A 26507-nucleotide genomic window follows, 5' to 3' on the forward strand; every position below is an offset into this window, starting at 1 on the left:
TTCATCAGGTTTTTAAGATCTCTGGAATTAGAAAATTGAGAGAGGTGATTTTATTGTTCCAACTTGAATACAAAAAGTTGATTCTTACCCAATTCTTCTTAACATAAATAAAAACCTAAAAATCAAACCTATGAAAGCTACTTTATCGTGGCCATTGTTCTACTTTTGATTATCCATGCAATCAAGTGCAGGAACTTCTGATAACAATAAAAGAAGAAAGAAGGAATTCCAAAAATGGAAAACCTTCTTCCAACTTTAAAATCTCAAATGGATGAGAGATAACTGTTATTTTAATAACTGATCAAATTAATCTAATGGCAAACAGATTTAACGTTCACAAACGAAGCATCTCCTTCTCCATTAAATTCTTCATAGTGCCACGTAAAATGAACAGTTGCAACTAATTTCTCTGTGTCTTTGGCACGAATCCGAAATGTCATTACCTGATTACTGTTACCGGAAGCTGAAATATTACGAACAAAAAGATGACAGTTAAATAAACTCTTTACAGTATATTCATTTCCTTCCAAATCTGTGATTACTCCGCTTGCTTTATTGAGGACTTTACCTGTGGCAAAAAATGTCATGTTCATAACAACCTCACCGGTATATTGTCCAATGCAATCGATCGGAACTAAATTTTCATCCCAAGGATAAGGTACAGGAACAGTAAACTTATTGCCTTGAGCATAACTTGCACTAACAATAGTAAAAACAAAAACAAATACAGCTAAAATTTTTAGATTTTTCATGGTAATTGATTTTAAAGTTTAACTACTGCAAGTTCCGGATTAATGCAAATGTCAACTTATTAATGATGAAGCGTACAATTATAATTTTAAAGTATTTCTGTCAATTTTACACCACTGTCAATTTTTAATTATTTGAATCTTTTGCTGCCCACCATGTTGCCGGACTTTTCCGATAAATAAATCAAAATGCAAAAATGAATAGATATTATTGATAAATATAACTGTGTATGAAGATGTAGAATCACTACCTTTAAAGAAGATGGTAGTTCTTACCATCTGTGTTTTTGGGAATTAACGACGAAAAGAGCTATTGTTGAATGGCTCTTTTCTTTTTACGTCAAGGAATAAAACCGATCACAAAAAATAGGTTCTATCTAATTCCACTGGCTAAATACTAATTTAAATAAACATTGAAGTACAACTACCTTTTTCCGGTGCATCCAATCCTTTTGTCTAAATATCCACCAACTGATAGATCGATTCATCAACACCGTCCAACTCTTTCAACCTCGACCAATCTTCTTCTGCTCTTTCAATATTACCCAATTGAAATTGACATAAACCTCTCATCAATAAAAGGCTCTGATCATTTGGCAAATAATTCAGGGCAGCATCGTAAAACCTTAAGGCTCTCTTTGGGTGTCCTTTTACCAGAAACTTCCGGTTCCCTTTATTAAAAAGAATCCTTGCAGTTTCTTTAAATTCATTTACTACCATGTTATCCTGTCTGTGGCTCAGAGCAAATATCACTGTAACTTGCTTAACCATAGCCACATTTTCATCGTTGTTGGTGCCCGGATTCCATTTTCCGTTGGTAGATCTCAAGGCCTCAATTACGACTTCATCCATGAGTTCAGAAACGCTGCTGACAACGTTAAAATCCATTAATTCGCCATTTTCATTTACCACAAATTGAATGACTTCGGTGCCCTGCATCCTCTTGTCGATTGCTGGTTGGGGATACCTTATCTCACCTGACATGTATTGATTAAAGGCAACCATGCTGGCATTACCGGATGTATTGGCATCTGTCACTATTCCAACAAACTGAGGTGGGGATACATTGACTTCCTCGATGATGTATTTACCAAAAATTTGTCCTTGTGCCAGGGTTACGGCAAATGTGCACAGTATGCACAATATTATTGCTTTCATGACTTCAATCCCCTTTGGTTTACTCTAGTTTATACGGACTTTTACATTTAATGTTGACTTTCAAAGCTTCATTTTCTGATGTAGCCCAATGAATAAAAAATATTTGCCTAAGAATGCATTGGATGGAAGAATCGGTATTCAAAACAAGATATTAAAAAAAGACCTGCCTGACTGGTTAAAGCATTGCATTAAATATTGACTTGCAACATGTTATTTCGTAACTTAAATTATCAAATCAATACTTTCTGCCATGAAAATATTAAGAATAGCAGCATTGATACTTTCCGGGATCATACTGTCAACAATTGGTTGCCAAAAAAGCGAGCTAACACCGGAAGTTTACCTAAAAAAAGGCAAACCCGACAAGACAACAGAACCCGATTATATTTTGGACCAAGAGCCTACTCCGATTCAGGTTTACGGAGTGTGGCACGCCGGTAATGATTATTGCTCCTGGAGCACCATTCGTAATATTGATGAATTCGATGCCAAGAACAACTGGATCATTAACAGAGGAGACGGTATTCCATCGGTAAATCTTGTCGTACTCAGTTTTGTCAATCCAATGGAATTGTTACACAATACCACCGGCAATCCAATTGGTGGAATTCCGGTTGGAATGACATCGGCTATTGTTCAGTACTTCAAGGCCGAAGGGATCAGAGTGATGCTGTCTATAGGAGGCATCACTTACACCGATGACTGGAATGCTGCTCTTGAAGAGGATGCCTGGCAACTGGGATTAAATGCAGCGGCTGTTGCACGAGAACTTGGTGTTGGAATTGAAATTGATTACGAAGAGGCAAGGAGTCCAAACCTGGAAGGACTTCAGGCGTTTATTGATGCATACAGAAGTGTTCATGGTTACGATGCTACAGGTACTAATCATGCTGCCCGGTTGACCATTGACCTGGCCGCGGGCGACAGGTGGCTGATTGATATTTGCCAGCGGGCAACTTCTGAGTGGCTTACCACTTCAGATCCTGTTTTGGATTATGCAAATGCCATGGTTCCTGCCAGACAACCTTCGGCTTCCGGTGCTATTGAAAACTGGGATGAACACATAGACGGGAAACCACAATATGATCCTCCCATTTCCCCTTTGGCACCCTGCAAATTTACGGGGGCACTTTATTTAAATGATCGGAAAGACATTCCTGAATGTATAAACTTTAGTTCTTCGTTACAGCTTGCAACAAGTGAATATGTTACGAAAATAATGCCAAACGGAGCAGGCACAACTACCGGAATGTTAGGATTCATGTTTTGGGCTGCGGAGTGTCCATCGACCAGAAAGGTTTGTGCAACAAATTGCACCGATGGAGTTGGAGCAGGTTCTACCGAATTTAATATTCCTGTTCCAATGCCGGCACTTCGACAGGAATAAACCGGACATACTTTTTCTGACCAGGAGGATACCTTGTAATGCAAGCTTTATTTATAACGGCAAGAAAAGATGATGGAGATAACAAAATATTCTTACCTTTTGAACTAAGTTTGATATTTATTAAAGTTTAATTTTTCATCAGTTTGAAATGCGTTTTCACCAAATTCTTACTCTTGTTATCGTAACTCAGGCTTTCCTTGTTGGAGTGCTTTTTTATAAGCATTTAAATAATACTTTGAAGGTGATATTTGGATTGGTCTGTCTTGCAGTTATTACAGAATTTTCTTCTCAGATAATAATTTACATTTTAAAAGGCACAACCATATGGATTTCTCATTTTTATGTGATGATTGAATTCTTCCTTTGGGCATTGTTTTATTGGTTTCTGATGAAATCCTATATCAAAAAAAAATTGTTTTGGACAGTAGCACTGCTATTTGAATTTTATTGCATCCTGAATACGATTTTCATCCAGAATTTGAACGAATATCCCATAACACGTGCAGTCGAAAGTATATTTATTGTGATATTGTCAATAATAACTTTTCATCGAATCATGATAGAAGGTAAAATAGAGAAGTTAACAACAGAACCTGTCGTATGGATTAACACAGCCGTCCTGCTTTATTTTTCCAGCAGTGTGTTTTTTCATCTATTGTTTAATTTGTCCTTAAATATAAACATTGAGTTTCTTAAATTATCAGGTTACTTTTTTATCGCCGCCAATACGCTGCTATATTTGTTGTTTTCCGTAAGTTTCTATCTTCAAAAGTTAAAATCAGTCAAAAAGTAAAACCTGACTTCTTCCGGAAGTATGATCTAAATTGGTAGTTTCTGATTGGACATAAAAAAAGGAGGAACCCGTCCTCCGATATGAATGTGTACTACCAACCAAGGGTAATTATTTGGTTTAACCGTTAAAAAGGCACTCCTTGTAATTAAATACTCCAAATCATTAAAAAGTAACCATGTCAAACCCGTTTAATCATCAATTTAGAATACTTGAAAACTAAACAATAAGAATATTATTTCAATAAGAATATTTCAAAGTCCTGTTTTTATATCCTATCGATGGCAATTAATCATCGAATATCAGCTTGTTATTTTGTAACTTGTATAGTCAACCAAAAATTAACGACTATAAAAACACATTTAATCATCGGTTCGATTTTATTGCTGTTAGCCTATTCAGGCAAAGCACAAAGCACTTACTCATTACAAAACCTAAAGCAAGCTTCACGTGAAGAGTTGCACGTGCATTATCAGAAATCCCTGAATCTCCAACGGAATGGAGAAATTACAGCTCTTACAGGAGGTATTGTTGGTCTTCTGGGAATTCTTGCAGGGGCAGCAATTACTGACAACAATTCATCAAACGGAAATTCAAACGTGTGGGGCATAACCGCTGCAACAATGCTGGTAGGTGGATCCGTCGCCACAGTTGTAGGATTTTCGATGTATATGACCGGGGCTTCTCGTATTAACCGAATAAATGAAATTCGAAATGCTGAATTGCTGCGATTGGAGTTAACTCCAAATGTTTTTTATTGCGGACAACTTCGAAACTACCAACCCGGGATAACGCTTCGTGTTAGCTTCTGACCGGATATAATCTAAAAGTCTGCTCAGGTGCTTTCTCAGTTTCACTCTTATTTTATTGTCAATGATTCTTTTCTGCAGAACACCGTTTATATTTTCATCTTTTTTCAAAACCGCATTTATCAATCAATTAAGCCAACCTTTTTAACAGTACTTTGTTTTTTGTATATTCAAGCTTCAACACCAATTGCATTTTATCGGATAACATTTAAAAACTACAATAAACATGGCAGTTTACAACTTAAAAATCAACAAAAAGGAATACCAGGTTGATGTCGATCCCTCAACCCCGATGCTTTGGGTGCTTCGCGATCATTTAAACCTGTTGGGGACCAAATACGGTTGCGGTATTGCACAGTGCGGCGCCTGCACCATTCATCTCGACGGTAAAGCAGTACGTTCGTGCATCACTTTTGTCGATTCGGTGGGCGATAAAGAAATTACTACAATCGAAGGTTTATCAGAAGATGGTGATCATCCCGTTCAACAAGCCTGGCTCGAACACGATGTAGCGCAATGTGGTTATTGTCAGTCGGGACAGATTATGTCGGCTGCAGGGCTACTGAATGAAAACCCGAATCCGAGCGATGAGGAAATTGAAACTGCCATGAACGGCAACATTTGCCGCTGCGGAACTTACACCCGTATAAAATCCGCTATTAAAACAGCTGCGAAATCATAAAATCCATCATTGAATTAAAATCGTAAAACATGACACGTATTAAAACAACATACAACAGACGTTCATTTTTAAAAAGCTCGCTGGCTGCAGGTGGTGGATTACTCATCGGATTTAACTGGCTGGCATCGGGTTGTAGCACCGACGCACCCAAAGGCTTGGTCATTCCTGACGAATGGTTCGAGATAAACGCTTACCTGAAAATTGGCGAAAACGGTGTGACTACTATTTTATCGCCTAACCCGGAAATCGGACAGAACGTTAAAACTTCGATGCCAATGATCGTGGCGGAAGAACTGGATATTAACTGGAAAAATGTATTGGTTGAACAGGCACCACTAAATACAAAAAAATATACCCGGCAACTTGCAGGTGGAAGCGATTCCATCCGCACCACCTTCACCGCTTTAAGGATGGCCGGTGCTTCGGCTCGTTTCATGCTGCTTACAGCAGCTGCACAGGCCTGGGAAGTTCCGGTAAATGAATTAACAACCAAAGGCGGAACCATCTACCATGGAACCAGTGGAAAAGAAGCCGGTTATGGCGAATTTGCTTCAGCTGCTTCAGAAATTCCGGTTCCTGAGGAAGTGGATTTGAAAGACCTGAATGAATTTAAGATCGTCGGTCATTCTCAAAAAAATGTTGACGGGCTTGACATAGTTACCGGGAAGCCGCTATTCGGCCTCGATTATAAAGTGGACGGGATGCTGACCGCAATGCTCGTTCACCCACCGGCATTTGGCATGAAACTAAAATCATTTAATGCGGATGAGGTTAAATCGATGCCCGGAATCAAAGATGTTTTCACAATTAAAGTTTACAAGGATGATTATGCCCGGCAATGGTCGGATACTACTTCTTTTTCCGAGCTAGTGGCACTGGTGGGCAATACCACCTGGGAAGTTTGGACCGCCAAACTCATGCTGAATGTGGAATGGGAACCTTTTGAGGAACAGACATATAAAGCCGCAGGCTGGGGAGGAAACAACCGCGATGTAACTGTTCCTGGCGGACTGGAAAGTACAAGCGGACACAAAAAGAAAATAATTGCTGAGGCTGCAAAAAATGCCCGTGTGGTGCGTAAAGACGGCGATCCGGAAGGAGCATTTAAGAAGGCAGCTAAAATTATTGAACGAACTTATACTGCCCCGTTTCTGGCACATAGTCCCATGGAACCAATGAACTTTTTTGCTGTTGTCAAAGACGATAGTGCTAAGTTGGTAGGTCCCATTCAATCTCCTGAACCCATGCAAAAAACCGTGGCTGAACGCCTTGGTTTGCCACTCGAAAAGGTGGAAGTACAAATGACACGCATGGGCGGTGGATTTGGCCGCCGTTTATACGGTCATTTTATGCCAGAGGTGGCCGTGATTTCACAAAAAATGAAAGCGCCGGTAAAATTAGTATACACACGCGAGGACGAAATGACATTTGGAATTTATCGCCCCATGTACCACGCCATCTATCGTGCTGCACTGGATGCCAATAATCAACTCATCGGCTTCCACGTAAAAATGGGCGGGATTCCTGAAAATGCTTTGCATGCCAACCGTTTCCCGGCCGGAGCTATCGACAATTACCTGGCAGAAAGCTGGTCCATCGAATCAAACATCAGTGTAGGTGCATTCCGAGCACCGGGCAGCAATTTTAATGCCGCTGCCGAACAGTCGTTCCTCGATGAGCTTGCCGAAGAAATGCAGGTCGATCCCATTCAATTCCGTCTCGATTTGTTGAAAAAGGCACAGGAAAATCCGGTAGGTGAAAACAATGATTACGATGCCGCACGCTACGCCGGCGTACTTGAACTCGTCCGCGAGAAATCAGGCTGGGATACGGATTCAGCAGGCAAAAACCGCGGTGTTTCGGCGTATTTTTGTCACCGCAGTTATGTGGCACAGGTACTCGACATTGTAATGGAGAACGGAGAACCCAGAGTCGATCGGGTGTACAATGCCGTTGATTGTGGTATTGTTATCAACCCCGATGCAGCCGTAAATATGACGGAAGGTTCGGTGGTGGACGGAATAGGCACGGCCATGTACGGCGAAATTACATTTAACAACGGCGAGCCCGAACAAAACAATTTCGATGGCTACCGTTTGATCCGACATGCCGAGGCACCGAAAAAAATAGATGTTCACTTTGTTGAAAATGATATTCATCCAACAGGATTGGGTGAGCCGCCTTATCCTCCGGTGATGGCTGCACTGGCAAATGCTTTGTACAAAGCCACCGGAACGCGCTATTATCATCAGCCTTTTATAAAAAACACGTTTGAAGTTTAAACAGAAACCAAAATGACGCACGAACTTAAACTACTCTTCGAAACGTTGGACACCTGGCAAAAGCAGGGTAAAAAAGCTGTTTTTGTTTCGGTAGTTGCCCTCGATGGAACTTCATACCGCAGACCCGGCGTTCGAATGATTATTGCTGAAGATGGAAAAACGGAAGGAGCTGTTAGTGGAGGATGCGTGGAAAATGAGATCATCAGGCAGGCTGAAAGTGTATTTCTAAATGGCAAAGCAAAAATAATGACCTATGATGGTCGGTTGCGGATCGGTTGTGAAGGCATCATCACCATTCTGATCGAACCAGTTATACTTTCACAGGAATTACTTCAGGATTTTGAGGAGCAACTGGAAAGCAGAATTTCGTTTGAAATAGAAAGTTATTTTCATTCTGAAGTTGGCGTATTCGAAGACCTGGGTTCCATCATCCATCTGAACGGAAAAAAACATATGCTTCGTCCAGGTTTCGCACCTAAAAGTGTTCCGCAGGTATATAAACAGACCTTTGATCCGTTGTTCCGGCTATTTATTTTTGGCGCAGAACATGATGCAATTGAACTCAGCAACGCTGCAAATTTACTGGGCTGGCAGGTTACAGTGGTGGCCTCACCCGACGAAGAAAAATCCTGTGATTATTTCCCCGGAGCGGATCAACTGATAACACCTGCATTTGCTGAGATCGATGCTTTAAACATCGACGAACAAACGGCAGTGGTACTTATGACTCACAGCTTTAACAAAGATGTGCAATACCTGATGGCATTAAAAGACAAGCAGCCGGCATATCTGGCGTTGCTTGGTTCGGTTAGCCGCCGGGAACGTGTGCTCTCCATGATACTCGATTATATGCCCGATATTCCGACCGATTTCCTGGATCAGATTCACGGCCCGGCCGGAATAAATATCGGGGCTGAAAGTGCATCAGAAATTTCGGTTTCTATTCTGGCCGAAATATTAAGTGTGATTCGACAACAAAAACCTGTTTCCCTGCGCGAAAAGGAAGGTTCGATTCATGGATAACATTCCAATAATTCTTTTGGCAGCGGGCGGTTCTGTAAGAATGGGACGGCCAAAACAACTTCTTTCGTGGGGCGAAATTACACTGATCGAACATCAGATTCTCACCTTGCAAAAAACCGGCAATCCAATCTTTGTTGTTCTGGGCTCTGACACCGAAAAGATCATCCCGGTAATCAATAAATATCCGGTAAACGTCGTCATTAATAAAAATTGGGAAAGCGGAATGGGAAGTTCGGTTGCTTCAGGTTTGCAAAAAATGCTGAGTGATTTTCCTGAATCAAAAGCTGTGTTGTTCACCTTAGTCGATCAACCGTTAATGAACGCAACTTACCTTCAAAAACTGATCGATTCTTTTTCCAATAAAACACACTCGATCATCGCCTCAAAATCGGATGAAGGTTGGGAAGGAGTTCCTGCAATTTTCGATCGACTTTATTTTGAAGAACTCCTCGAACTGAAAGGGAAACACGGTGCTAAAAGTATCCTCTCAAAACATCGGGATCAGGTTAAATTTATGGATGGAGGAAAAATTCTTAGGGATATGGATAGCCAGGAAGATTATCAGGAATTGTTAGCTGAGTATTCGAAAAAATAAAATTCTCGCGAAGGCGCTAAGGCGCAAAGGATTAAATAAGTATTTCACCGGGTGACTGTTCGTTATAACTCAAAGTTACCGGGTGAATTATAAACACAATCCTATCACTATGTATCGTCCTGCTGAACTTGTTTCAGCATCTCTAGCTTAAAAAGATTCAGAAATAAATTCGGAATGACGAATAGCCTGATTAATATTTATAAGCTTTTAAAACTTCACCAGAATCTTTAGGATCTTACCCGGAGCTTCCGACCACTCTTTCATCGTTTCGGGAGCATCTTCAGGATCAACAATCCTTGAAACCAGCAAACTCTCATCCAGATCTCTTTCTCTCAGGTATTTCATCACGGCCTCAAAATCACTTGGATTGGCATTTCTTGAGCCCATAATTTCCAATTCTTTTTGCACCCACAATTTGGTTGAGAATTCAATTTCGGAACCGGCGTAACCGATGCAAACCACACGTCCGGCAAAAGCTACTTCTTCGATGGCCGCTTTGTAGGTTATCGGATTACCGGCAGCTTCGATAACTACCGTTGGTCCATCACCATTGGTAATTTTTTCGAGTTCTTCGTGCAGGTTCTGATCTTTTGAATTAATGATGTACATAGCTCCCAATTCTTTGGCAACCTCCAGTTTTGAGTCATCAATATCAACCGCAATAACAGTGGCTCCGCGAAGTTTAGCCCGAACAATGGCACCACTTCCGATCATTCCGCATCCAAAAACCATTACCGTGTCAATATCGGTTACCTGACCATTATCAATCGCGTGAAATCCAACGGTCAACGGTTCAACCAAAGCCAGTTGAAGATCACTCAGGGATTCATCTTTTAGTACCTTTTGCCACGGCACAACAATATATTCCGCCATAGCACCCTCACGCTGAACGCCCAAAGTCTGATTGTCACGACAGGCATTAAAGCGTTTCTTTTTGCACGAAGTACACCGTCCGCAGTTGGTGTAAGGAACTACCGTTACCGATTGACCAACGGCAAAACTATCCGGCACATCCGTTCCAATTCCCTCAATTACTGCAGATATCTCGTGTCCCGGAATTCGCGGATACTGTACCAGCGGATTCTTTCCCAGGTAGGTACTCAGATCGGAGCCACAAAAGCCCACGTATTTTAATTTCAACAAAACTTCGCCTGCGGCCGGTTGAGGCATATCGCGTTCAACCACCTGCATCTCCCCTGCTTTTGTTATCTCTATTGCTTTCATTCGTCTATAATTGTTTATTTTAATGGCGACTCATGAAACTCGCATGATACTCATCCTCCAGTGCGGTAAAATAGTACCCTGCTCGTTTCATCCTATTAAAGTTGATATACCTTTTCGGCATTTTTATGAAATATCATTTTTTGTTCTTCCTTTGAGAATTTTGACAACTGCTTTTTTACGAGCTTAAGCCATTCTGAATATTCAGTGGCCACCAGGCACACCGGCCAGTCTGACCCAAATAGTATGCGTTCGGGACCAAAAGCCCGGATTACCACATCGAAATAAGGTTTTAACTGCTCTTCCGTCCAGGAATTAAAATCGGCCTCAGTGACCATACCACTGATTTTACAGCTTACATTTTCACGTTCAGCCAGCTCCCATAGATATTTCGCCCAGGGCTCCAGCTCATTTGCCTTAATGCGTGGCTTGGCAATGTGGTCGAGTACAAACTGCTGATCGGGATGTTCATCAACAAAACTGATCGTATTGGCCAACTGGTGTTCGAAGATCAGAATATCGTAAACCAGATTATGGTTTTTAAGCAGCGAAATCCCACGGTTAAAATCTTTTCCAAGAATAAAGGCAGGATCCGGTTCGCCCTGAACCACATGACGAACTGCTTTCAATTCATTGTTTTGACTGTATTGATCCAGCAGCTCACCAATATTTTCGGAAGCCAGCGGAACCCAGCCAACAACGCCGCGCATAAATTCATTTTCGGCAGCCAGCTTCAACAACCAGTCGGTTTCCTCCAAACTCTGACGCGCCTGAACTGTAACCACTCCTTCAACACCGGTTCCTTTCAAGGTTTCTTTAAGATCGGCCGGTAAAAAACTGCGACGGATCTTTGCCATATCATCGTCGATCCAGTCGAAATCTTCCGGGTTGTAATTCCAGTAATGATGGTGTGTGTCAATAATCATAGTCAGAAATTTATAAGTACGGATAATCTTGTTCAATAATACCTTCGGCTTTCAATTCGGTCCAAAATTCTTTTGGAAAGTCTTTTTCAAGCAACGCTTTGTTATTTGCCATTCGTTTCGGCTTGCTCGGATTTAGTGCCACCGCCTGAATTTGGGGTGCCGACAAAGCAAACTTCAAACAAGCGTCGCCGGGTGAAACACCAAACTTTCCGCAGACCGAAAAAAACTTTTCGCGCCATTCAAACAGGTGTTTGTCTTCCTGATTTTCAGGGCTGACAACACGATAATCGAAATACTCGCCACCGGTTAAAAATCCGGCATTAAAAATGGCTGAGTTGATTACTCCAACCCCGTCTTCTCCGAGTTGCTTCACAAAATCAACAATAGCTTTTGGATGGTGATAAATGGTGAATTTATTGGCAAACATCACCCAATCGAATTTCACCTGCCCGTACAATTCTTTAATGACCAGCCAGTCTTTCGATCCAATTCCAACGGCTTTAACTTCGCCTTTTTCTTTTAATTCAAATAAAGCTTTGTAGGCACCAAGAATATCATCCAAACGCTTTTTACGGTCAGTTGCATCGGTAGCTGCATCCAGGTATTCATCAGGATCGTGAACAGAAACCACTTCCGGCCTGAATGTTCCCCCCAACAATTCGCAACCCTGTTGCCAGCATTCCAGAATACCTTCGTAACTGATCTTTTGGACAGCGTCATTTTCAAGATTTGCCCAGGCTCCCGGCTCAAATGTGGGCTCGTCGTTTTCCAAAGGCACACGGTACCAACCCAGTTTATTACTTATCGATATTTCTTCGGGTTTAACACCGAGTTCGGCCAAACCTTTACCAATAACTTCAAGTGCCAGTCCGGCACCGTATTTACCGGCACTGTCGATCATAACCGTTCCGTCGGAAACCCTGAACCATTCACGCATCAGTGAAATTTTTTCCTCCCACGAAAGTTCGCGATAAAGATTTCCTAAATAACTGGTTCCGTAAATAATGGAAGGGCATTTAATTTCGGTAGTACCTAATGGTTTTATATTCATAATGAGCCTGATCTTATTTTCGGATGGCTAAATTATTCAAAGATTGAGTCTTTAGCAATAAACAAAGAGTTCAAATGCAAAATTGTCTCCCGATAATCCATTAACTTAACATGAACACCAGAAATTGCAAAGGGAGGTCTTAGGGATAAATTTCCTGTTATGGTTGATAAGGGCCTTCCAAAACCAATTTTTCGCCGGATAAATCGACTTTAAACAAATGTGGAATTCTGACGTAACGCCCATTCACACTTTTATGGCTATGAACTGACATCAGCCATTGCCCGTTCAAGTCTTGGAACAACATTCCATGTCCAAAATTTGGGGGAGTGATGGGCTCTTTTTCCTGAATCCACGGACCGTCAAGTGTTCCGCTTTCGGAATACGCCACACCTTGAACATATACATTGAATACCCAACTCGTCCAAATCATTCCCAGTCTTCCGGTCTCAGTTTCGAACAACCACGGACCGTCGGTCACTTTATTCGGACCAACATTTCCCTCATCATCACGCTCTTTGCTCCAAGGTGAATCATGAGCACGGAACAGCACTTTTCCTTCACCGATTGTACCGGACAAATCAGGTTTCAATTCAATCTTTTCTATGGTTCCGTTCCAGTTTTGCAACCATTCGTAACAATATACCATGTAGGGTTTTCCGTCTTTATCCACCCAAAAAGTACCATCGAGTGTTGGCATGTCGGGTGGCAGATAAATACTGTCTTTCATGGGCACATAGGGTCCGTCGGGGGTGTCACTCACCAGAACATGACTGGCTCTCCGGTTGATCTCGTTTCCCCGCACCGTATCGATGTAAACTGCCCTGTTGGTAAAGGTGGCGAAGTAGTAGTACTTGTCTTTATATTTATGCAGTTCAGCCGCCCAAATCATCGGTCGCGGCCCCATCCACGAGTCAGGGTCAGTTTTAGCCACGATATAAGGACCGGTCCATTTGCTGAGGTCTTTGCTTTTCCATAACAAACCACCTGTTCCGGTCATATAGTAAGTTTGAGTAGCCTGATCGGCCAAAATGCACGGATCGCTTAAGCGAATTGAATCCAAGGGAATGTCTGTTTTTAATTCCGGCTTCCACCGTTGAGCGTAAATTGAGGTTACAATCAATCCAAGAATCAGCAGACTAAATAAATGTTTCATAATGTTTTGTTTGTTCGTTCTATTTGCTTGATAAGCCAGTTTGTCAAAGTTAATTAAATCAGTAGCATTCGTATACCACTATCTAGTCGACAAATTCAGACAATGTCCTAATCTTTAACCATTCCCGTTTAATGCACTGCTTCTTCAATTGTAACAGGTCCCAACAATCCTGAAGGTTCCAATTTAATCTCATCAAGACGCCAGCCCCTAAAATCGTGATTTAGATTGATGTTGGTAGAAGTGTATTGTTTTTTATCGGGAAACGTTTGGTCGCCGGCCACACGGTTATACCACGAATTTACCACCTTTATTTCCAGCTGATTCTCCCCTTGTTCCAATTCATCGCTGATATCAATTCTGAACGGCGCCGTCCAAAAAATTCCTTTATCTTTTCCATTGATTTTTACCTCCGCGATACCCACATCTTTTACACTTCCAAGTTGCAGGAAATACTGACTGTCCTTTTGCGGCTCAAAATCAATATCCAACGATTTAGTATAAACCGCTGTTCCAGAATAATATTTAATTCCCTCATCCGGATGCTTCGACCAATCCAAAAGTTCAGGAAAAATTACTGATTCGGGTCCACCCCATTGAGGATCGAAATTTACAGTCCACTCTCCGGTGATTTCAGCCAGCGTTCTGTAATCTGAATAATTTCGTTGAGTCGAACCGGCTTCATTTTCAGAAATCTTATTGGTGAATACCACGAAAATAGCTCCATACGGTTCAAGGGTGAGCGGAACAGTTGTTTGACCATCCTTTTGCGTAAAGGCATCGGCTTCACGAACCTCTCCGGTTAAAGCATCCCAAAGCTCGGGTTGTTTGCCCGTAACACGAAACCGTGTGTTTATTTTTTGTTTCTGTGTAGTTTGGTTGGTCATAAAATATATATCGCTCTCCCCTATTGTATAGTGAATGTAATCAAAGTCGGTTTTACTGTCGTTCTCCAATACATCAAAGTCGGCCTGTATTCCTTTCGAAAGGAGATAATCTCTTGCCGTCACTCCCCAGGCAACTGTTCCCTTTTTGTACTTCCTTTCTCCCATTTCCGAGGAACCGGGTCCCCATATTTTATCGACCAATTCACTAAACTTAGTTTGAGCTTCCGAGCCACCCACCAAACTGATTAAATTTTCCGGTTTGTATCCAAGAATCGTCGCTCCCTGTTGCAACAGATCTTCAACCTTCTTCAGCACAGCCATCGATAAAACTTTATGATCGGGTAATGCCAAAACAAGGTATTCCACACCACCCGGAACAACAATTTTCCCATCCTCAACCTTCAGTTGCAGGAAAATGTTTTCATCGGTCACATCGTAATCAAATCCGGGCATTACTCCGGCCGGATCGGAATGTTTATAAGGGAACACATTGGGCACATGATCGCCGTAATAATAGAGCACATCAGCCACAAATTTCCCTTCCTGAACAAGCGATTGTGTGCGGTGCATGTAATCGATAAACGGCCCTGATTGATTCCACCAGGTTACCTGCGAATTTACGTGTGTCCCGGCAAAATACTCCTGTCCGGGCAGGCCCATTTCCGGAGGAGAACTAGTAAAAGTATGAAAATACATGCGATTTAATCCGGCGCATATTTCATGATCGAAAGCCGATTTTTGATCGTGCCAGAGCTCGTCGTTCCAGTGCGGTCCTATCGTTGTAAACGATTCGGCTCCAACAATTTTTTTTCCGTAAATATGTGCAGCCGACGAAGCCTGCTTTAAAAAGAAACGGTTTTCCGGCCTTGGCCGGTGAGGCGATGGCGACCAGAATTCGCTCATTACAATATCGTTAAATCCATAATTCTTAATTCCATCCATGGGTCCGGCATGTGGCCCTGCCGATTCGGGCTGAATGCCCATGTTGTATTTGTGTGCATACTCCTGAAACCGTGCATAATGATTGTAGGCTACCAGGTCACCCAGGGTTTTTCTAAAGTCGGCCAGAAAAGCATTAGACGTTTCAATGTCGTCTATAACGTATCCGGCAACAATAGGTAAATATTTCTTCAAATCGTAACCGCGGTATTCTATGAATTCTTCCGCAAATTTATCCGTCCAGTTCATGCCACCGCATTCCCAGCTATCGGTTTCCATGTAATTTAGCGTAGTTCCCACATGGTCGCCGGCAGCTTCAAAAATCGGCTCCACCACATCGTTCCAGTAAAAATCGAAAGCTTCCTTACTCATGTAATCCAGCACTTTACCCTGCCAGTCGCCACTAGATGTAGAAACACGTGCATCGGTGCAGGTATATCCTATACGCAAAACTACCCATTCACCGGCCGGTGCATCCCAGATCAGTTTTCCCCGTTCATCCATTTTGTCCGTCAGGTCCAGTATTTCCGATAAAGAAATGTGATAAGCCCCTTTTACTTCCTGCCTCCGAGAACGTGGTTCATTTTCGAGAAGGAAACGGCAATCGGGAGCAGAACCACCCAGTTCGTGAAATCCCAGTTTCAAATCGAGATCAGAAATACCTGCCTCAGTTTCAGCAGATGAATTAAGCGGGAATGCAAGAACTTCTATGTCGCCGTAAAAATCGAAACGGGTATGAGGTTGTTCCAATTCTATTTCGACATTCTTCCCTCCCGTCAATTTTTTTTCTGAATAAGTAAGTTGCTTTGCCGCATATTGAGGTGTTACCCGTGGTCCTCCGAGGTTCCAGCCACTCTGGATATTAAATCCCATTTCCAGTCCGAGTCTTTGGGCTTCGTCGAGGGCAAAAACAAACAGCTCATTCCACTCGTCCGATCCAAATAAAGGTCCTTTTGGGATATCATCGTTACCTCGTTGATTGTGCCCTCCGGCATCAAAGATCATCGCGCCCTGAAAGTTTTTAGATTTCATGGCCTCCAGATCTTTTGTAATCGCTGCCTTGTTGACATTGCCATTTAACCACCACCACCAGCAGTTCACTCCGCTTGATCGCTGAGGTTCCTGAAAATTGGTTTTTATGCTTTCGAATATTTGGCTCGAATCCTTTTGAGTTGTATTCTCATTTTTACACCCAAAAACAAGTAGAATAAGAACAAACTGAATGAAATAATATTTTGAGAAACGTATCATACTACTGTGTTTATATGCTATTTATAAAATTCTACACTTTCATTATTTGATCATAAACAAGTAAAGATCAACATATTTTAACCACATTCACCTGTAAAATTTGTCCTAATTTTTCAAGTTTACCGGCAATGTGTCCAACTCCGATAGCGCAATGATGGGCAGGACCTTGTTTCGACCACTGATTCATAAAATCTTTCACTTTGATGGTAAATTTATAACGACTGTTTGTGTTTCCAATTTGAAGTACCGGTCCCTCAACCGATTCGCCTTCGGCAACAAGCAGGAAAACTTCGTCTTTCCCTTCTACCACCGACAATAAAGTAACAGGACCATGTTTTACAGTCATTTGAATGGAAAGCCCCTTCCCGGGTTTTCCGTGATAAACCGGAAGCGGTACCAATTTTACTTTTCCTTCGGCAATGGCAAAATGGGCCGGACCGTCATGCCCGAGATAAACCACATCATCTTTAAAATCCATGAGGTAAAACTCCGAAAACGAACCGCCTGCTCCAAATTCATCCATAATTTTCATGGCCTGGGCATTTTTTACTTCACACTCGCCTGCCACCGGAATATTTTTCCCGGTGAGCAGTGTATTCCCGGCAATTACTGAAGTAACAATGTTTTCGTATTCATTTCCCGGCTCACCTTCGTAATAATACGCCAAAGCGCCAAGATTGTGGCTTTGAACCAGTTTATCGAGCGCAACCGAGGTACGAGCTGCACGTTCCAATTCGGAAGCATCACATTCGGGAACCACGTCAAAAACATTATTAAATTCCCGAATCTTGTTTTCCACTTCATGGGCTGTCACCTCATCACGAAGTTTCTTTAATTCACACATTTCCATCATTTCAATGTGAGTACCGAATGTTGCACTTTGTTTGGTCAGGTCGGTATATACATCAAGCATACCGCCGTAATAATGCCCCAAAATACCGAGCCTGTTATTTCGCATTACAACAGCAACACGAGCTGCCTCTGTCCAGTCATTTATTTCCGTCCAGGCCTCATCCTCCTCAAGGTAACCGGATACAAAATCATATTGAAGACCCGACCGATTAAACACACTGGCAATCTCAGGCACCGAGCAGGCCTGGCAATGTTCCAGCCAAACACCTGTCATCTTTCCGCGGTCGCCTAAGTCATTAAAACCGTTATAATCGAGTTGAGGAACAGGCTGAAGATTTAAAATAACAACCGGTACTTTTAGCTTTTGTGCCACTGGCAAAACCGTCGACGACAATGCATAAGTAGAAACATAAAGAAATACAATTTCCACATCGTGCGATTTCAGCAGATCGGCAGCTTCACGCGCTTTCTTCGGATTATCAACCATTCCGGCATCAATGACTTCCACTCCAAAGCCGCTTATTCTGTCTTTAATTTGCTCCTGATAAGCCTTAAGTTTCTCCAGCAAACCTTCAAATTGCGGCCAATAAGTGTCAAGGCCGATTCCAAAGAGTCCTACTTTAATTTTGTTTTCCATTCAGATATGACTGATTAAATATTATTGCACGTTCCTACCGGTAAACCCATGAACCCAATTCATGTTTTATAAAAATCCCAGCCCTCAAAATACAGATATTCTAATTAAATAGAACAGGATCTATCGATGCTGACAGCTGTTAGTTGTCTATGAATCTGTAAACTCTCGCATAATCAATTTCAAATTGAATCGGAAAATCGGTTTCCGAAGGATCTCCGCCGTTCGATCCGATAGCCATATTCAGCAACAGGTAAAATTTTTGTTCGCTTGTAAATGGATTTCTCTGATCGGGATTGACCGTTTTTGAGAGATCGACCTCATTCAAGAGCTCATCATCGAGATAAAGCCGAATATTCGATTCATCCCAGGTCATCGACCAGGTATGAAATTTCTCATCCCAATCAGGATCCTGTTCTGTAAATTTGGAAAAGGGATGCTTTGAATCGTCCCAGGAGGCCTTGTATCGCTGGGAAGATGCCCAGGCAACATTCGCCAAAATATGCGGGACATCATTAATCCTGTAAAACTCCATCATATCAATTTCACCGTTACCGGGCCATCGACCTTCTGTTCCCAACAACCAGATCGCCGGCCAGGCACCTTTGTCTGTACTAATCCTTGCTCTTACCTCGTAGTAGCCAAATACAGGCCATTCCTGTAATTCACGGGTAATTACACACGAAGAAGTATACGCAGCACGTTCACGATTGGTACGCCAATCATTGCTTGAGCGATCATAATCAGGATTTTTTACTTCTTCGCGCCGGCCTTCAATAATTAACAAACCGTCTTTACAAAAGGCGTTTTGCGGCTGGTACCATTGCAATTCGCGGTTGCGCACAAAACCATATTCATAATTCCAGTTCTTCGGATCGGGTTTACCATCAATATCAAATTCATCGTGCCAAACCAATTGAACTTTCTTATTATTTACGTTTTTCTGAAAGTAAGACTTTTCAGTCTGATCCTGTGCAGATAAAGACTGTACACCCAAAAATATCATAATTATCATCAACAACAAGCAGGAGTACGCAACACCAGTAAACATCTTTTGATTAGTCATTTAACTTCTAATTTAGGTAACTCAAATTCGTTTTACATTTCTGTTCCCTTACTGATCAAATTTCAATTCCATTCCCCAGTGATCGGCCAGTGTTTTCGCTTCTTTACCGGTTAATTGAATCACTGATCCATGTTTTGGAGAAGTGAAATTTGTAGTTTTCATTACGCCTTCGTTAAAATGTCCCAGGTTTTCAAAGTGAACAAAATCAGAGGTTTCAAGGAATCCAAAATTGTGTGGCCTGATGCTAAAAATGTCATACATAAGTACCCATTTCCCCTCGCCAATTCGTTTCCAAACATTAGGAGCCTCACACGATCGCGGTTCCTGATCAATCCATGTCGAATCGTATTCGTATCCTTTGTTAATGAATTCGGAAAAAGCCATTTTAATTCCCACCGGATTTTCCTGCGATGCATACATCATACAATAGCGCCCATCAGGTAATGGCGTGATATCAGCATCAAGTATCTGGATGGTCGAATCAGGATGATCAAAAAGTCGTTCCGGAAAGGTGATCAGTTTTGTAAAATCATCGTCGGTATAAGCATAGTAAAGATGCGTTAATCCATGTCCAATCCGCATGGTGAAATAGATCATCATTTTTTCTTCAATCGGGTCATAGATCGTTTCAGGAGCCCAGGCACAACCGATTTCCTTTAGTTCATCAAAAGCTTCATCGAAGAGAAAATTACTGTGGGTCCAATTAACCAGGTCCATTGATTTCATCAATACAAAACCTCGGTTATTTCCCCAGTCGTATTTTTCGCCCGACCGCTCCCAGGTAGTTTCGCGATATCCCAATTGCTTTGCAAAAAGATGAAGATCCGTCATGGCAATATAAAATGCACCATCCGGTCCTCTTGAAATGTGCGGATCGCGGATTCCTTTCTGACTTGCAATCGTATCCCCTCCAACCACCGGTTTTCCATCATTTACACTGGTAAATGTGTAACCATCTGTGCTCAGAGCGAAATGAAGGCTGTGCGTATTGTCTTTGAAATAAACCATCAAATAGGCTTCCATTTTTTCTTCGCCCTGGCCGTTCTGTTTTTGATTTGTACAAGCCGGAGCTATTAGGAAGAAGATAAACAGCAACTTAAAAAATGTATTTGTATTCATACCGATTGATTTAGTTAAGCGAAGTTTTTTGCATTTACATTGTTAAAAGAAACCCGACAACCTTAATATTCAGTTTGATTTTCAGCAACAGCAAGGCGATCATAGTTTTTGTTCTTAACTTTGCATTTTGAATATTTCTTTCAAATTTATGGAAATCATTCAAAGAAGGGCTTAATTTATTGCATTAATACAAATTGGTGCAGCCTGAAAAGTATTTTACATTGTTTAAAAATTATACAACTAAATCGATGAAACCAAATCTAAGAAGAATCAGAAATTTATTGTTCAGTTTTGCCTTGTTAGGCTCCTTTTTCCTACAAAACGGATGTGCTCAAACAAATAAATCAGCTCCTTTTCTGAAGCAATTTACTCCCGGCAAAATGTGGCCCGATGTCAATGGAGTACACATTAATGCTCACGGAGGTGGCATATTATTTTTCAATGATACTTATTACTGGTTTGGCGAACATAAAAGTGAACGCACCAGTTCGGCGCAGGTCGGTATCAACTGCTATTCCTCAAAAGATTTATACAACTGGAAATTTAAACAGGTAGCTTTGCCCGTTCAGGACAGCGCCGGCAGCGATATAGAAAAAGGCAGCGTGATGGAGCGCCCGAAAGTGATCTTCAATAAGAATACTCAAAAGTTTGTGATGTATTTCCATCTTGAACTAAAAGGAAAAGGATACAGTGCAGCTCGTGTTGGAATTGCAGTTGCTGATAATGTAACGGGGCCATACACCTATTTACGGTCTTTACGACCAAATGCCGGTGTCTGGCCGATGAACATGACCGACGAACAAAAAAATGCAAAAGCAACATTAAGCGACTTTCCTGAGTGGTGGACCAAAGAATGGCGAAAAGCGGTTGATGACGGTTTGTTTACACGGCGCGATTTTGAAGGCGGACAAATGTCGCGCGATATGACCTTGTATGTGGATGATGACGGAACAGCTTATCACATTTATGCCTCGGAAGAAAACCTGACATTAAACATTGCCGAGTTGAGTGATGATTATTTGAGCTACACCGGGAAATACATCCGGGTCGCTCCCGGCGGGCATAACGAAGCTCCTGCTATATTTAAGAAAGACGGCACCTATTTTATGATCACTTCGGGATGTACCGGCTGGGATCCGAATGCAGCACGCTTGCACACGGCACCATCCATCTGGGGACCATGGACCCAACATCCAAATCCCTGTACAGGACCGGACGCAGATCTCACTTTTCATTCACAAAGCACTTACATTTTGCCAGTTGAAGGGAAAAAAGATGCTTTCATTTTTATGGCCGACCGATGGAATCCAAGGAGACCAATTGATGCCACCTATGTTTGGTTACCCATTCAATTTAAGAACAACCTGCCTGTGCTGGAATGGAAGGACAAGTGGGACCTAAGTATTTTTGATGAATAATTGATTAAGAAAAATACAAATGAAGAAGATAGTTTTATTTGCTTTAATACTCTTTCCTTTTTTAAATTCTGCGCAGGAAGTTTTTATCCAGAATACAAATGGAAGACAGCATACAAGCCTGAACGGTAAATGGAAGTATGTACTTGACCCATACGAACAAGGACAGATTGGTTTTATGCCTGTTTATCGAAATGTCAAACAAAAAGACAAAACAGATCGTGTAGAATACAATTTTGATGATGCACAAACCCTGTGGGTTCCGGGTGCCTGGGATGCTCAAAAACCTGAGCTTTCGTATTACGAAGGCAGCATCTGGTATCGTAAAACCTTTGATAAAACTGATATTTCGAGCCACAAACGCTATTTTGTGTATGTGGGTGCTGCAAATTACATCAGCACTGTAACTTTTAACGGGAAAGTACTGGGAAAACACGAAGGTGGTTTTACCCCTTTTGCTTTCGAAATAACCAATTTAATAAAAGCCACAGACAATTTCCTGATTATCGGAGTAAACAACTCTCGTATAAAAGACGGTATCCCGGCACAGGTTACCGATTGGTTTAACCATGGCGGCATTACCCGCGATGTAAAATTGATTGAAGTACCCCATACTTTTATTAGCAATTATTTTTTGTCGTTAGATAAAAATTCATTGCATTCAAAAAACCGGCAGATCAACGGAAAATTGGAGCTAGAGGGAGAATCTTTTCCTGAAAAAGCACTCATCGAAATTCCTGAGTTAAAATTGAGCGAAGAAGTTACTATTGGATCTGACGGCACCAGCAATTTTACCATCGACGTAAAAAACCTGGAACTCTGGTCTCCCAAAAATCCAAAATTATACAAGGTTATAATTAAAGCCGGGGACGATATCGTAACAGATCAAATCGGATTCAGAACGATTGAAACGGAGGGTAAAAAAATCTTGTTGAACGGCAAACAAATTTTCCTGAGAGGAATTTCGTTGCACGATGAAAATCCGCTTCGTGCCGACCGGGCAAATTCTGCTGACGATGCCAAACTGGTATTGGGTTGGGCAAAAGAACTGGGTTGTAATTTTATTCGTTTGGCACATTATCCGCATCAGGAAAACATCCTTCGCGAAGCTGATAAAATGGGGATACTGCTTTGGGAAGAATTGCCTTTGTACTGGGGCATCGACTGGAACAGTCCGGAAGTGCTTCAAAAAGCAAAAAAACAGTATTCCGAAGTCATTAACCGCGATTACAACCGTGCAAGTTCAATTATCTGGTCGATTGCCAACGAAACAGCACCTACCGATGCACGTAACGCCTTCTTGGGCGCCGTTGCCGATCATGTTCGCTCAATCGACAGTACACGGCTTTTGTCGGCCGCTTGTAAAAAAGACCAGCCCGGCGACGGAAATACGGCAAAATATTACACCATTAACGACCCGCTTATGAAATATCTCGATGTGGTTAGCTTTAACGAATATCTCGGATGGTATGGCGGATTGCCCGACGAATGCCGTGAAAAAGTCATTACTTCCGATGAAAATAAGCCGATCATCGTGAGCGAATTTGGAGGCGGCGCTTTACAGGGATTTTATGCCGATAGTTTGACACGTTGGAGCGAAGATTTCCAGGAATATCTTTACAAAGAAAGCATTGCCATGTTTGATAAAATTGACGGACTGGCAGGAATGACCCCCTGGATCCTGGCTGATTTTATGTCGCCACTCCGCCAATTACCCGATGTTCAGGATGGCTGGAATAGAAAAGGACTCATTTCGGAAAAAGGAAGAAAAAAGAAAGCTTTTTTTGTACTGCAGGAGTATTACAGGAAAAAATCGGAAGAATTCGGAAATTAAAACTCTGGCGTTAATAGCAATAAAATCAAAATTAAATGAAGAATATCATCGTAGTTTGCACTCTAATTATCGCTTTTCTGGCGAAAAATGTAGCGGCCAACGAGCCCGATTCGGCTTTTTTAATGTCTTACGCTACCGTAAAAAACAACGGTCATAATGGATTGCATTATGCGTGGAGTGTCGATCAGAAGAACTGGCACGGAATAGGTCCCGAGTTTCGCTTTTTGTTTTGCGATTTCGGAGCCTGGGGAAGCCAGAAACGTATGCTTACTCCGTTTTTGTTTCAGGACATTGAAGGCACCTGGCATGCCATCTGGAGCTTGAACGAACAGGTGGGACAATTTGCTCATGCAGAAACAAACGATTTGTACATCTGGCAACCACAGTCGTATCCGGAAGTTATGGACGAAGGAAATGTAATGCTGCCGGAAGTGTCGTACCGGGCTGAAGAGAAAGACTACCTGATCACCTGGTTGAGTGAAGTCAACGAAACTCAAAAGGTATACAAAACCACTACCACTGATTTTAAGAACTATACGCCGACCGTTGAGGGATTGGAAAGTGAGCGATTAAATGCACGAAAGGAAGTGGTGATCGATGGCGAAAAACAATTGGGAACCATTTTCAAAGTACCGTGGTCGCTTATTGATGGGCTGATACAGTTCAACGAACAATCGAAATACCGTGAAATGCAACGTGCTGAACGTCTTACCGACGATGCGGACCGTTATGCCGATTTAAAGACCCTAAGTGCCGAGATTTCGGCTGATCCAAACCAAAGTAAGGCCATTAGTGATATGCTGATCGGTATTTTCTTCGAAGACATTAATTATGCGGCTGATGGAGGTCTGTATGCCGAACTCATCCAAAACCGGGGCTTCGAATACACACCGGCCGACCGGAAGTTCCGCGACAGAAGCTGGAACAGTAAAAAAGCCTGGAGTTTTACGGGAAACGAAGAAGATTTCTTTATTGATACTGTAGGTCCCATTCATACCAACCAAAAGCATTATGCAGTGTTGAATATTTCCGAAACCGGTGAGGCAATTCAGAACGAAGGCTTTGACGGGATTGCACTGAAAGCCAATGAAAAATATGACTTTTCTGTTTTTGCAAAAGGTTTGGAAGGATCAAATGGGACACTGCTTATTCGCCTGTTCGATGAAAGTGGAAATGTAATTGCAGAAGGCACCACAAAAAAGTTAAACAACGACTGGAAAAAACTGGAATTGACTTTAACGGCAAGCGAAAGTACCGATAAAGCATCATTACAGATTATTCCACAATTTGCGGGAAAATTAGCGCTCGATATGGTTTCGCTTTTCCCGCAGCAGACTTTTAAAAACCGTAAAAACGGATTGCGCCCGGATTTGGCACAGGCCATTGCCGATCTGCATCCGCGTTTTGTGCGCTTCCCCGGAGGCTGTGTTACGCATGGCGACGGCCTCGATAATATTTACCGCTGGAAAAATACAATTGGCCCGCTGGAAAGTCGCAAACCCGACCGCAATATTTGGAATTACCACCAGTCGATGGGATTGGGCTACTTTGAATATTTCCAGTTCTGCGAAGATATTGGTGCGGAACCATTGCCGGTTATCGCTGCCGGAGTGCCTTGCCAGAATTCATCAACCGGCGGGCACGGACAGCAAGGTGGGGTCGCTTTGTGCGATATGGACCAATACGTGCAGGACATCCTCGATCTGATTGAATGGGCCAATGGCGATATAAACTCAAAATGGGGGAAATTGAGGGCCGAAGCTGGTCACCCGGAACCTTTCAACCTGAAATACGTGGGAATTGGAAATGAAGACCTTATAACCGATATTTTTGAAGAACGTTTTAAATTGATTTACGACGCGATCCGGGAGAAATATCCTGAGATTGTAGTCATCGGGACGGTTGGGCCATTTTCGGAAGGATCGGATTACAGGGCCGGATGGGAATTTGCCACCGAACTTCAGCTTCCGATGGTCGACGAACATTACTACCAGCCTCCCGGCTGGTACATCAACAACCAGGATTATTACGACCGGTACGACCGCTCAAAATCGAAGGTTTATCTGGGCGAGTATGCAACACACATCCCCCGACGACGACTGAACATGGAGACTGCCTTGTGCGATGCGCTTCACCTGATTAATGTTGAACGCAACGCCGATGTGGTGAACATGACATCGTATGCCCCGTTACTGGCTAAATTTGGCCATACGCAATGGAATCCTGATCTGATCTATTTTAACAATACCAACGTATTCTTAACCACCGATTATTACGTTCAAAAACTCTTTGGGCAGAATTCGGGCGACGAATACATTGCTTCTTCGATCAAACTTTCAGACGGGAACGAACAAGTGACAAAGCGGGTGGGTTCCTCTCTGGTTCGAGACAGTAAAACCGGCGATTTTATTCTTAAACTTGTCAATCTTTTACCTGTTCAAATTGATGCTAAAATCAATTTTACAGAATTGCCTGTTGCAACTGAAGAAGCAGCGTTAATAATCTTGCAGGGAGAAGTTACTGACGAAAAAGCGACACCAAAAACAAGCTCAATTTCTGTGTCGTCCGAATTTGAGTACAAATTACCTGCTTATTCTCTGTCGCTTATCCGATTAAATTCAGATCATTAAAACGGTAAGAATTTTACAATTTTGCAAGCTCAAGATTGTAGTACCAATTTTTTAATT

19 protein-coding genes are annotated in these 26507 nt (G+C 42.1%); 9 read left to right on the forward strand and 10 right to left on the reverse strand.

Annotated features, from left to right (window positions below; genetic code table 11):
- Positions 1 to 311: 311 nt before the first annotated feature.
- Both WFY05_RS00490 and WFY05_RS00495 read right to left on the reverse strand, forming a co-directional pair.
- Positions 312 to 752: a hypothetical protein gene (locus tag WFY05_RS00490; RefSeq protein ID WP_340110738.1), complete on the reverse strand. Its 441-nt coding sequence runs from the start codon at positions 750 to 752 to the stop codon at positions 312 to 314.
- Positions 753 to 1205: 453 nt separating this feature from the next.
- Complete coding sequence (locus tag WFY05_RS00495) at positions 1206 to 1907, reverse strand: TonB family protein (protein ID WP_340110739.1); 702 nt, start codon at positions 1905 to 1907, stop codon at positions 1206 to 1208.
- A 250-nt stretch (positions 1908 to 2157) separates the two neighbouring features.
- Between WFY05_RS00495 and WFY05_RS00500 the strand changes: the two genes are divergently transcribed.
- The 6 genes from WFY05_RS00500 to WFY05_RS00525 all read left to right on the forward strand — a co-directional run bounded on the left by WFY05_RS00500 (position 2158) and on the right by WFY05_RS00525 (position 9475).
- Positions 2158 to 3294 (forward strand): glycoside hydrolase family 18 protein, encoded by a 1137-nt coding sequence (locus tag WFY05_RS00500; protein ID WP_340110740.1) that lies wholly within the window; start codon positions 2158 to 2160, stop codon positions 3292 to 3294.
- A gap of 1071 nt (positions 3295 to 4365) precedes the next feature.
- A complete protein-coding gene (locus tag WFY05_RS00505) occupies positions 4366 to 4896 on the forward strand; it encodes a hypothetical protein (RefSeq protein WP_340110741.1) in 531 nt (176 codons plus the stop codon).
- Between the two features lie 223 nt (positions 4897 to 5119).
- Positions 5120 to 5575, forward strand: coding sequence for a (2Fe-2S)-binding protein (locus tag WFY05_RS00510; protein ID WP_340110742.1), 456 nt, complete (start codon positions 5120 to 5122; stop codon positions 5573 to 5575).
- A 29-nt stretch (positions 5576 to 5604) separates the two neighbouring features.
- Positions 5605 to 7857, forward strand: a complete 2253-nt coding sequence (locus WFY05_RS00515) for a xanthine dehydrogenase family protein molybdopterin-binding subunit (protein ID WP_340110743.1) — start codon at positions 5605 to 5607, stop codon at positions 7855 to 7857.
- A gap of 12 nt (positions 7858 to 7869) precedes the next feature.
- On the forward strand, positions 7870 to 8880 hold the full coding sequence (locus WFY05_RS00520) for an XdhC family protein (RefSeq protein ID WP_340110744.1): 1011 nt from the start codon (positions 7870 to 7872) through the stop codon (positions 8878 to 8880).
- Positions 8873 to 9475, forward strand: a complete 603-nt coding sequence (locus tag WFY05_RS00525) for a nucleotidyltransferase family protein (RefSeq protein WP_340110745.1) — start codon at positions 8873 to 8875, stop codon at positions 9473 to 9475. Before WFY05_RS00520 ends, WFY05_RS00525 begins: the two co-directional genes overlap by 8 nt.
- A gap of 207 nt (positions 9476 to 9682) precedes the next feature.
- On the opposite strand, the gene WFY05_RS00530 is transcribed toward WFY05_RS00525, so the two are convergent.
- From WFY05_RS00530 to WFY05_RS00565, 8 genes are all read right to left on the reverse strand, one after another.
- Entirely contained in the window at positions 9683 to 10699 is a 1017-nt protein-coding gene (locus tag WFY05_RS00530) for a zinc-binding alcohol dehydrogenase family protein (protein WP_340110746.1), read from the reverse strand.
- Between the two features lie 95 nt (positions 10700 to 10794).
- Positions 10795 to 11622, reverse strand: a complete 828-nt coding sequence (locus tag WFY05_RS00535; protein WP_340110747.1) for an amidohydrolase family protein — start codon at positions 11620 to 11622, stop codon at positions 10795 to 10797.
- Between the two features lie 10 nt (positions 11623 to 11632).
- A complete protein-coding gene (locus WFY05_RS00540) occupies positions 11633 to 12673 on the reverse strand; it encodes an aldo/keto reductase (protein ID WP_340110748.1) in 1041 nt (346 codons plus the stop codon).
- A 157-nt stretch (positions 12674 to 12830) separates the two neighbouring features.
- Positions 12831 to 13826 (reverse strand): glycoside hydrolase family 43 protein, encoded by a 996-nt coding sequence (locus WFY05_RS00545; RefSeq protein ID WP_340110749.1) that lies wholly within the window; start codon positions 13824 to 13826, stop codon positions 12831 to 12833.
- Between the two features lie 128 nt (positions 13827 to 13954).
- Positions 13955 to 16900, reverse strand: coding sequence for a glycosyl hydrolase (locus WFY05_RS00550; protein WP_340110750.1), 2946 nt, complete (start codon positions 16898 to 16900; stop codon positions 13955 to 13957).
- Positions 16901 to 16967: 67 nt separating this feature from the next.
- Complete coding sequence (locus tag WFY05_RS00555; RefSeq protein WP_340110752.1) at positions 16968 to 18389, reverse strand: L-fucose/L-arabinose isomerase family protein; 1422 nt, start codon at positions 18387 to 18389, stop codon at positions 16968 to 16970.
- A gap of 139 nt (positions 18390 to 18528) precedes the next feature.
- Positions 18529 to 19452: a glycoside hydrolase family 16 protein gene (locus WFY05_RS00560; RefSeq protein WP_340110754.1), complete on the reverse strand. Its 924-nt coding sequence runs from the start codon at positions 19450 to 19452 to the stop codon at positions 18529 to 18531.
- Positions 19453 to 19500: 48 nt separating this feature from the next.
- On the reverse strand, positions 19501 to 20571 hold the full coding sequence (locus WFY05_RS00565) for a glycoside hydrolase family 43 protein (protein ID WP_340110756.1): 1071 nt from the start codon (positions 20569 to 20571) through the stop codon (positions 19501 to 19503).
- Between the two features lie 248 nt (positions 20572 to 20819).
- On the opposite strand from WFY05_RS00565, the gene WFY05_RS00570 reads away from it, so the two are divergent.
- Genes WFY05_RS00570 through WFY05_RS00580 form a run of 3 tightly spaced genes read left to right on the forward strand, consistent with a single transcriptional unit; the run spans position 20820 to position 26450 of the window.
- The gene (locus WFY05_RS00570) at positions 20820 to 21989 is read left to right on the forward strand and encodes a glycoside hydrolase family 43 protein (RefSeq protein WP_340110757.1); all 1170 of its coding nucleotides are present in this window, start codon (positions 20820 to 20822) and stop codon (positions 21987 to 21989) included.
- 19 nt (positions 21990 to 22008) lie between these two features.
- Positions 22009 to 23820 carry a glycoside hydrolase family 2 protein gene (locus WFY05_RS00575; RefSeq protein WP_340110758.1) on the forward strand — a complete coding sequence of 604 codons (1812 nt, stop codon included), beginning with the start codon at positions 22009 to 22011 and terminating at the stop codon, positions 23818 to 23820.
- A gap of 35 nt (positions 23821 to 23855) precedes the next feature.
- Positions 23856 to 26450 carry an alpha-L-arabinofuranosidase family protein gene (locus WFY05_RS00580; protein ID WP_340110759.1) on the forward strand — a complete coding sequence of 865 codons (2595 nt, stop codon included), beginning with the start codon at positions 23856 to 23858 and terminating at the stop codon, positions 26448 to 26450.
- Positions 26451 to 26507: the final 57 nt, after the last annotated feature.

Source organism: Maribellus mangrovi, from assembly GCF_037646455.1.
GTDB classification, from domain to species: Bacteria; Bacteroidota; Bacteroidia; order Bacteroidales; family Prolixibacteraceae; genus Draconibacterium; species Draconibacterium mangrovi_A.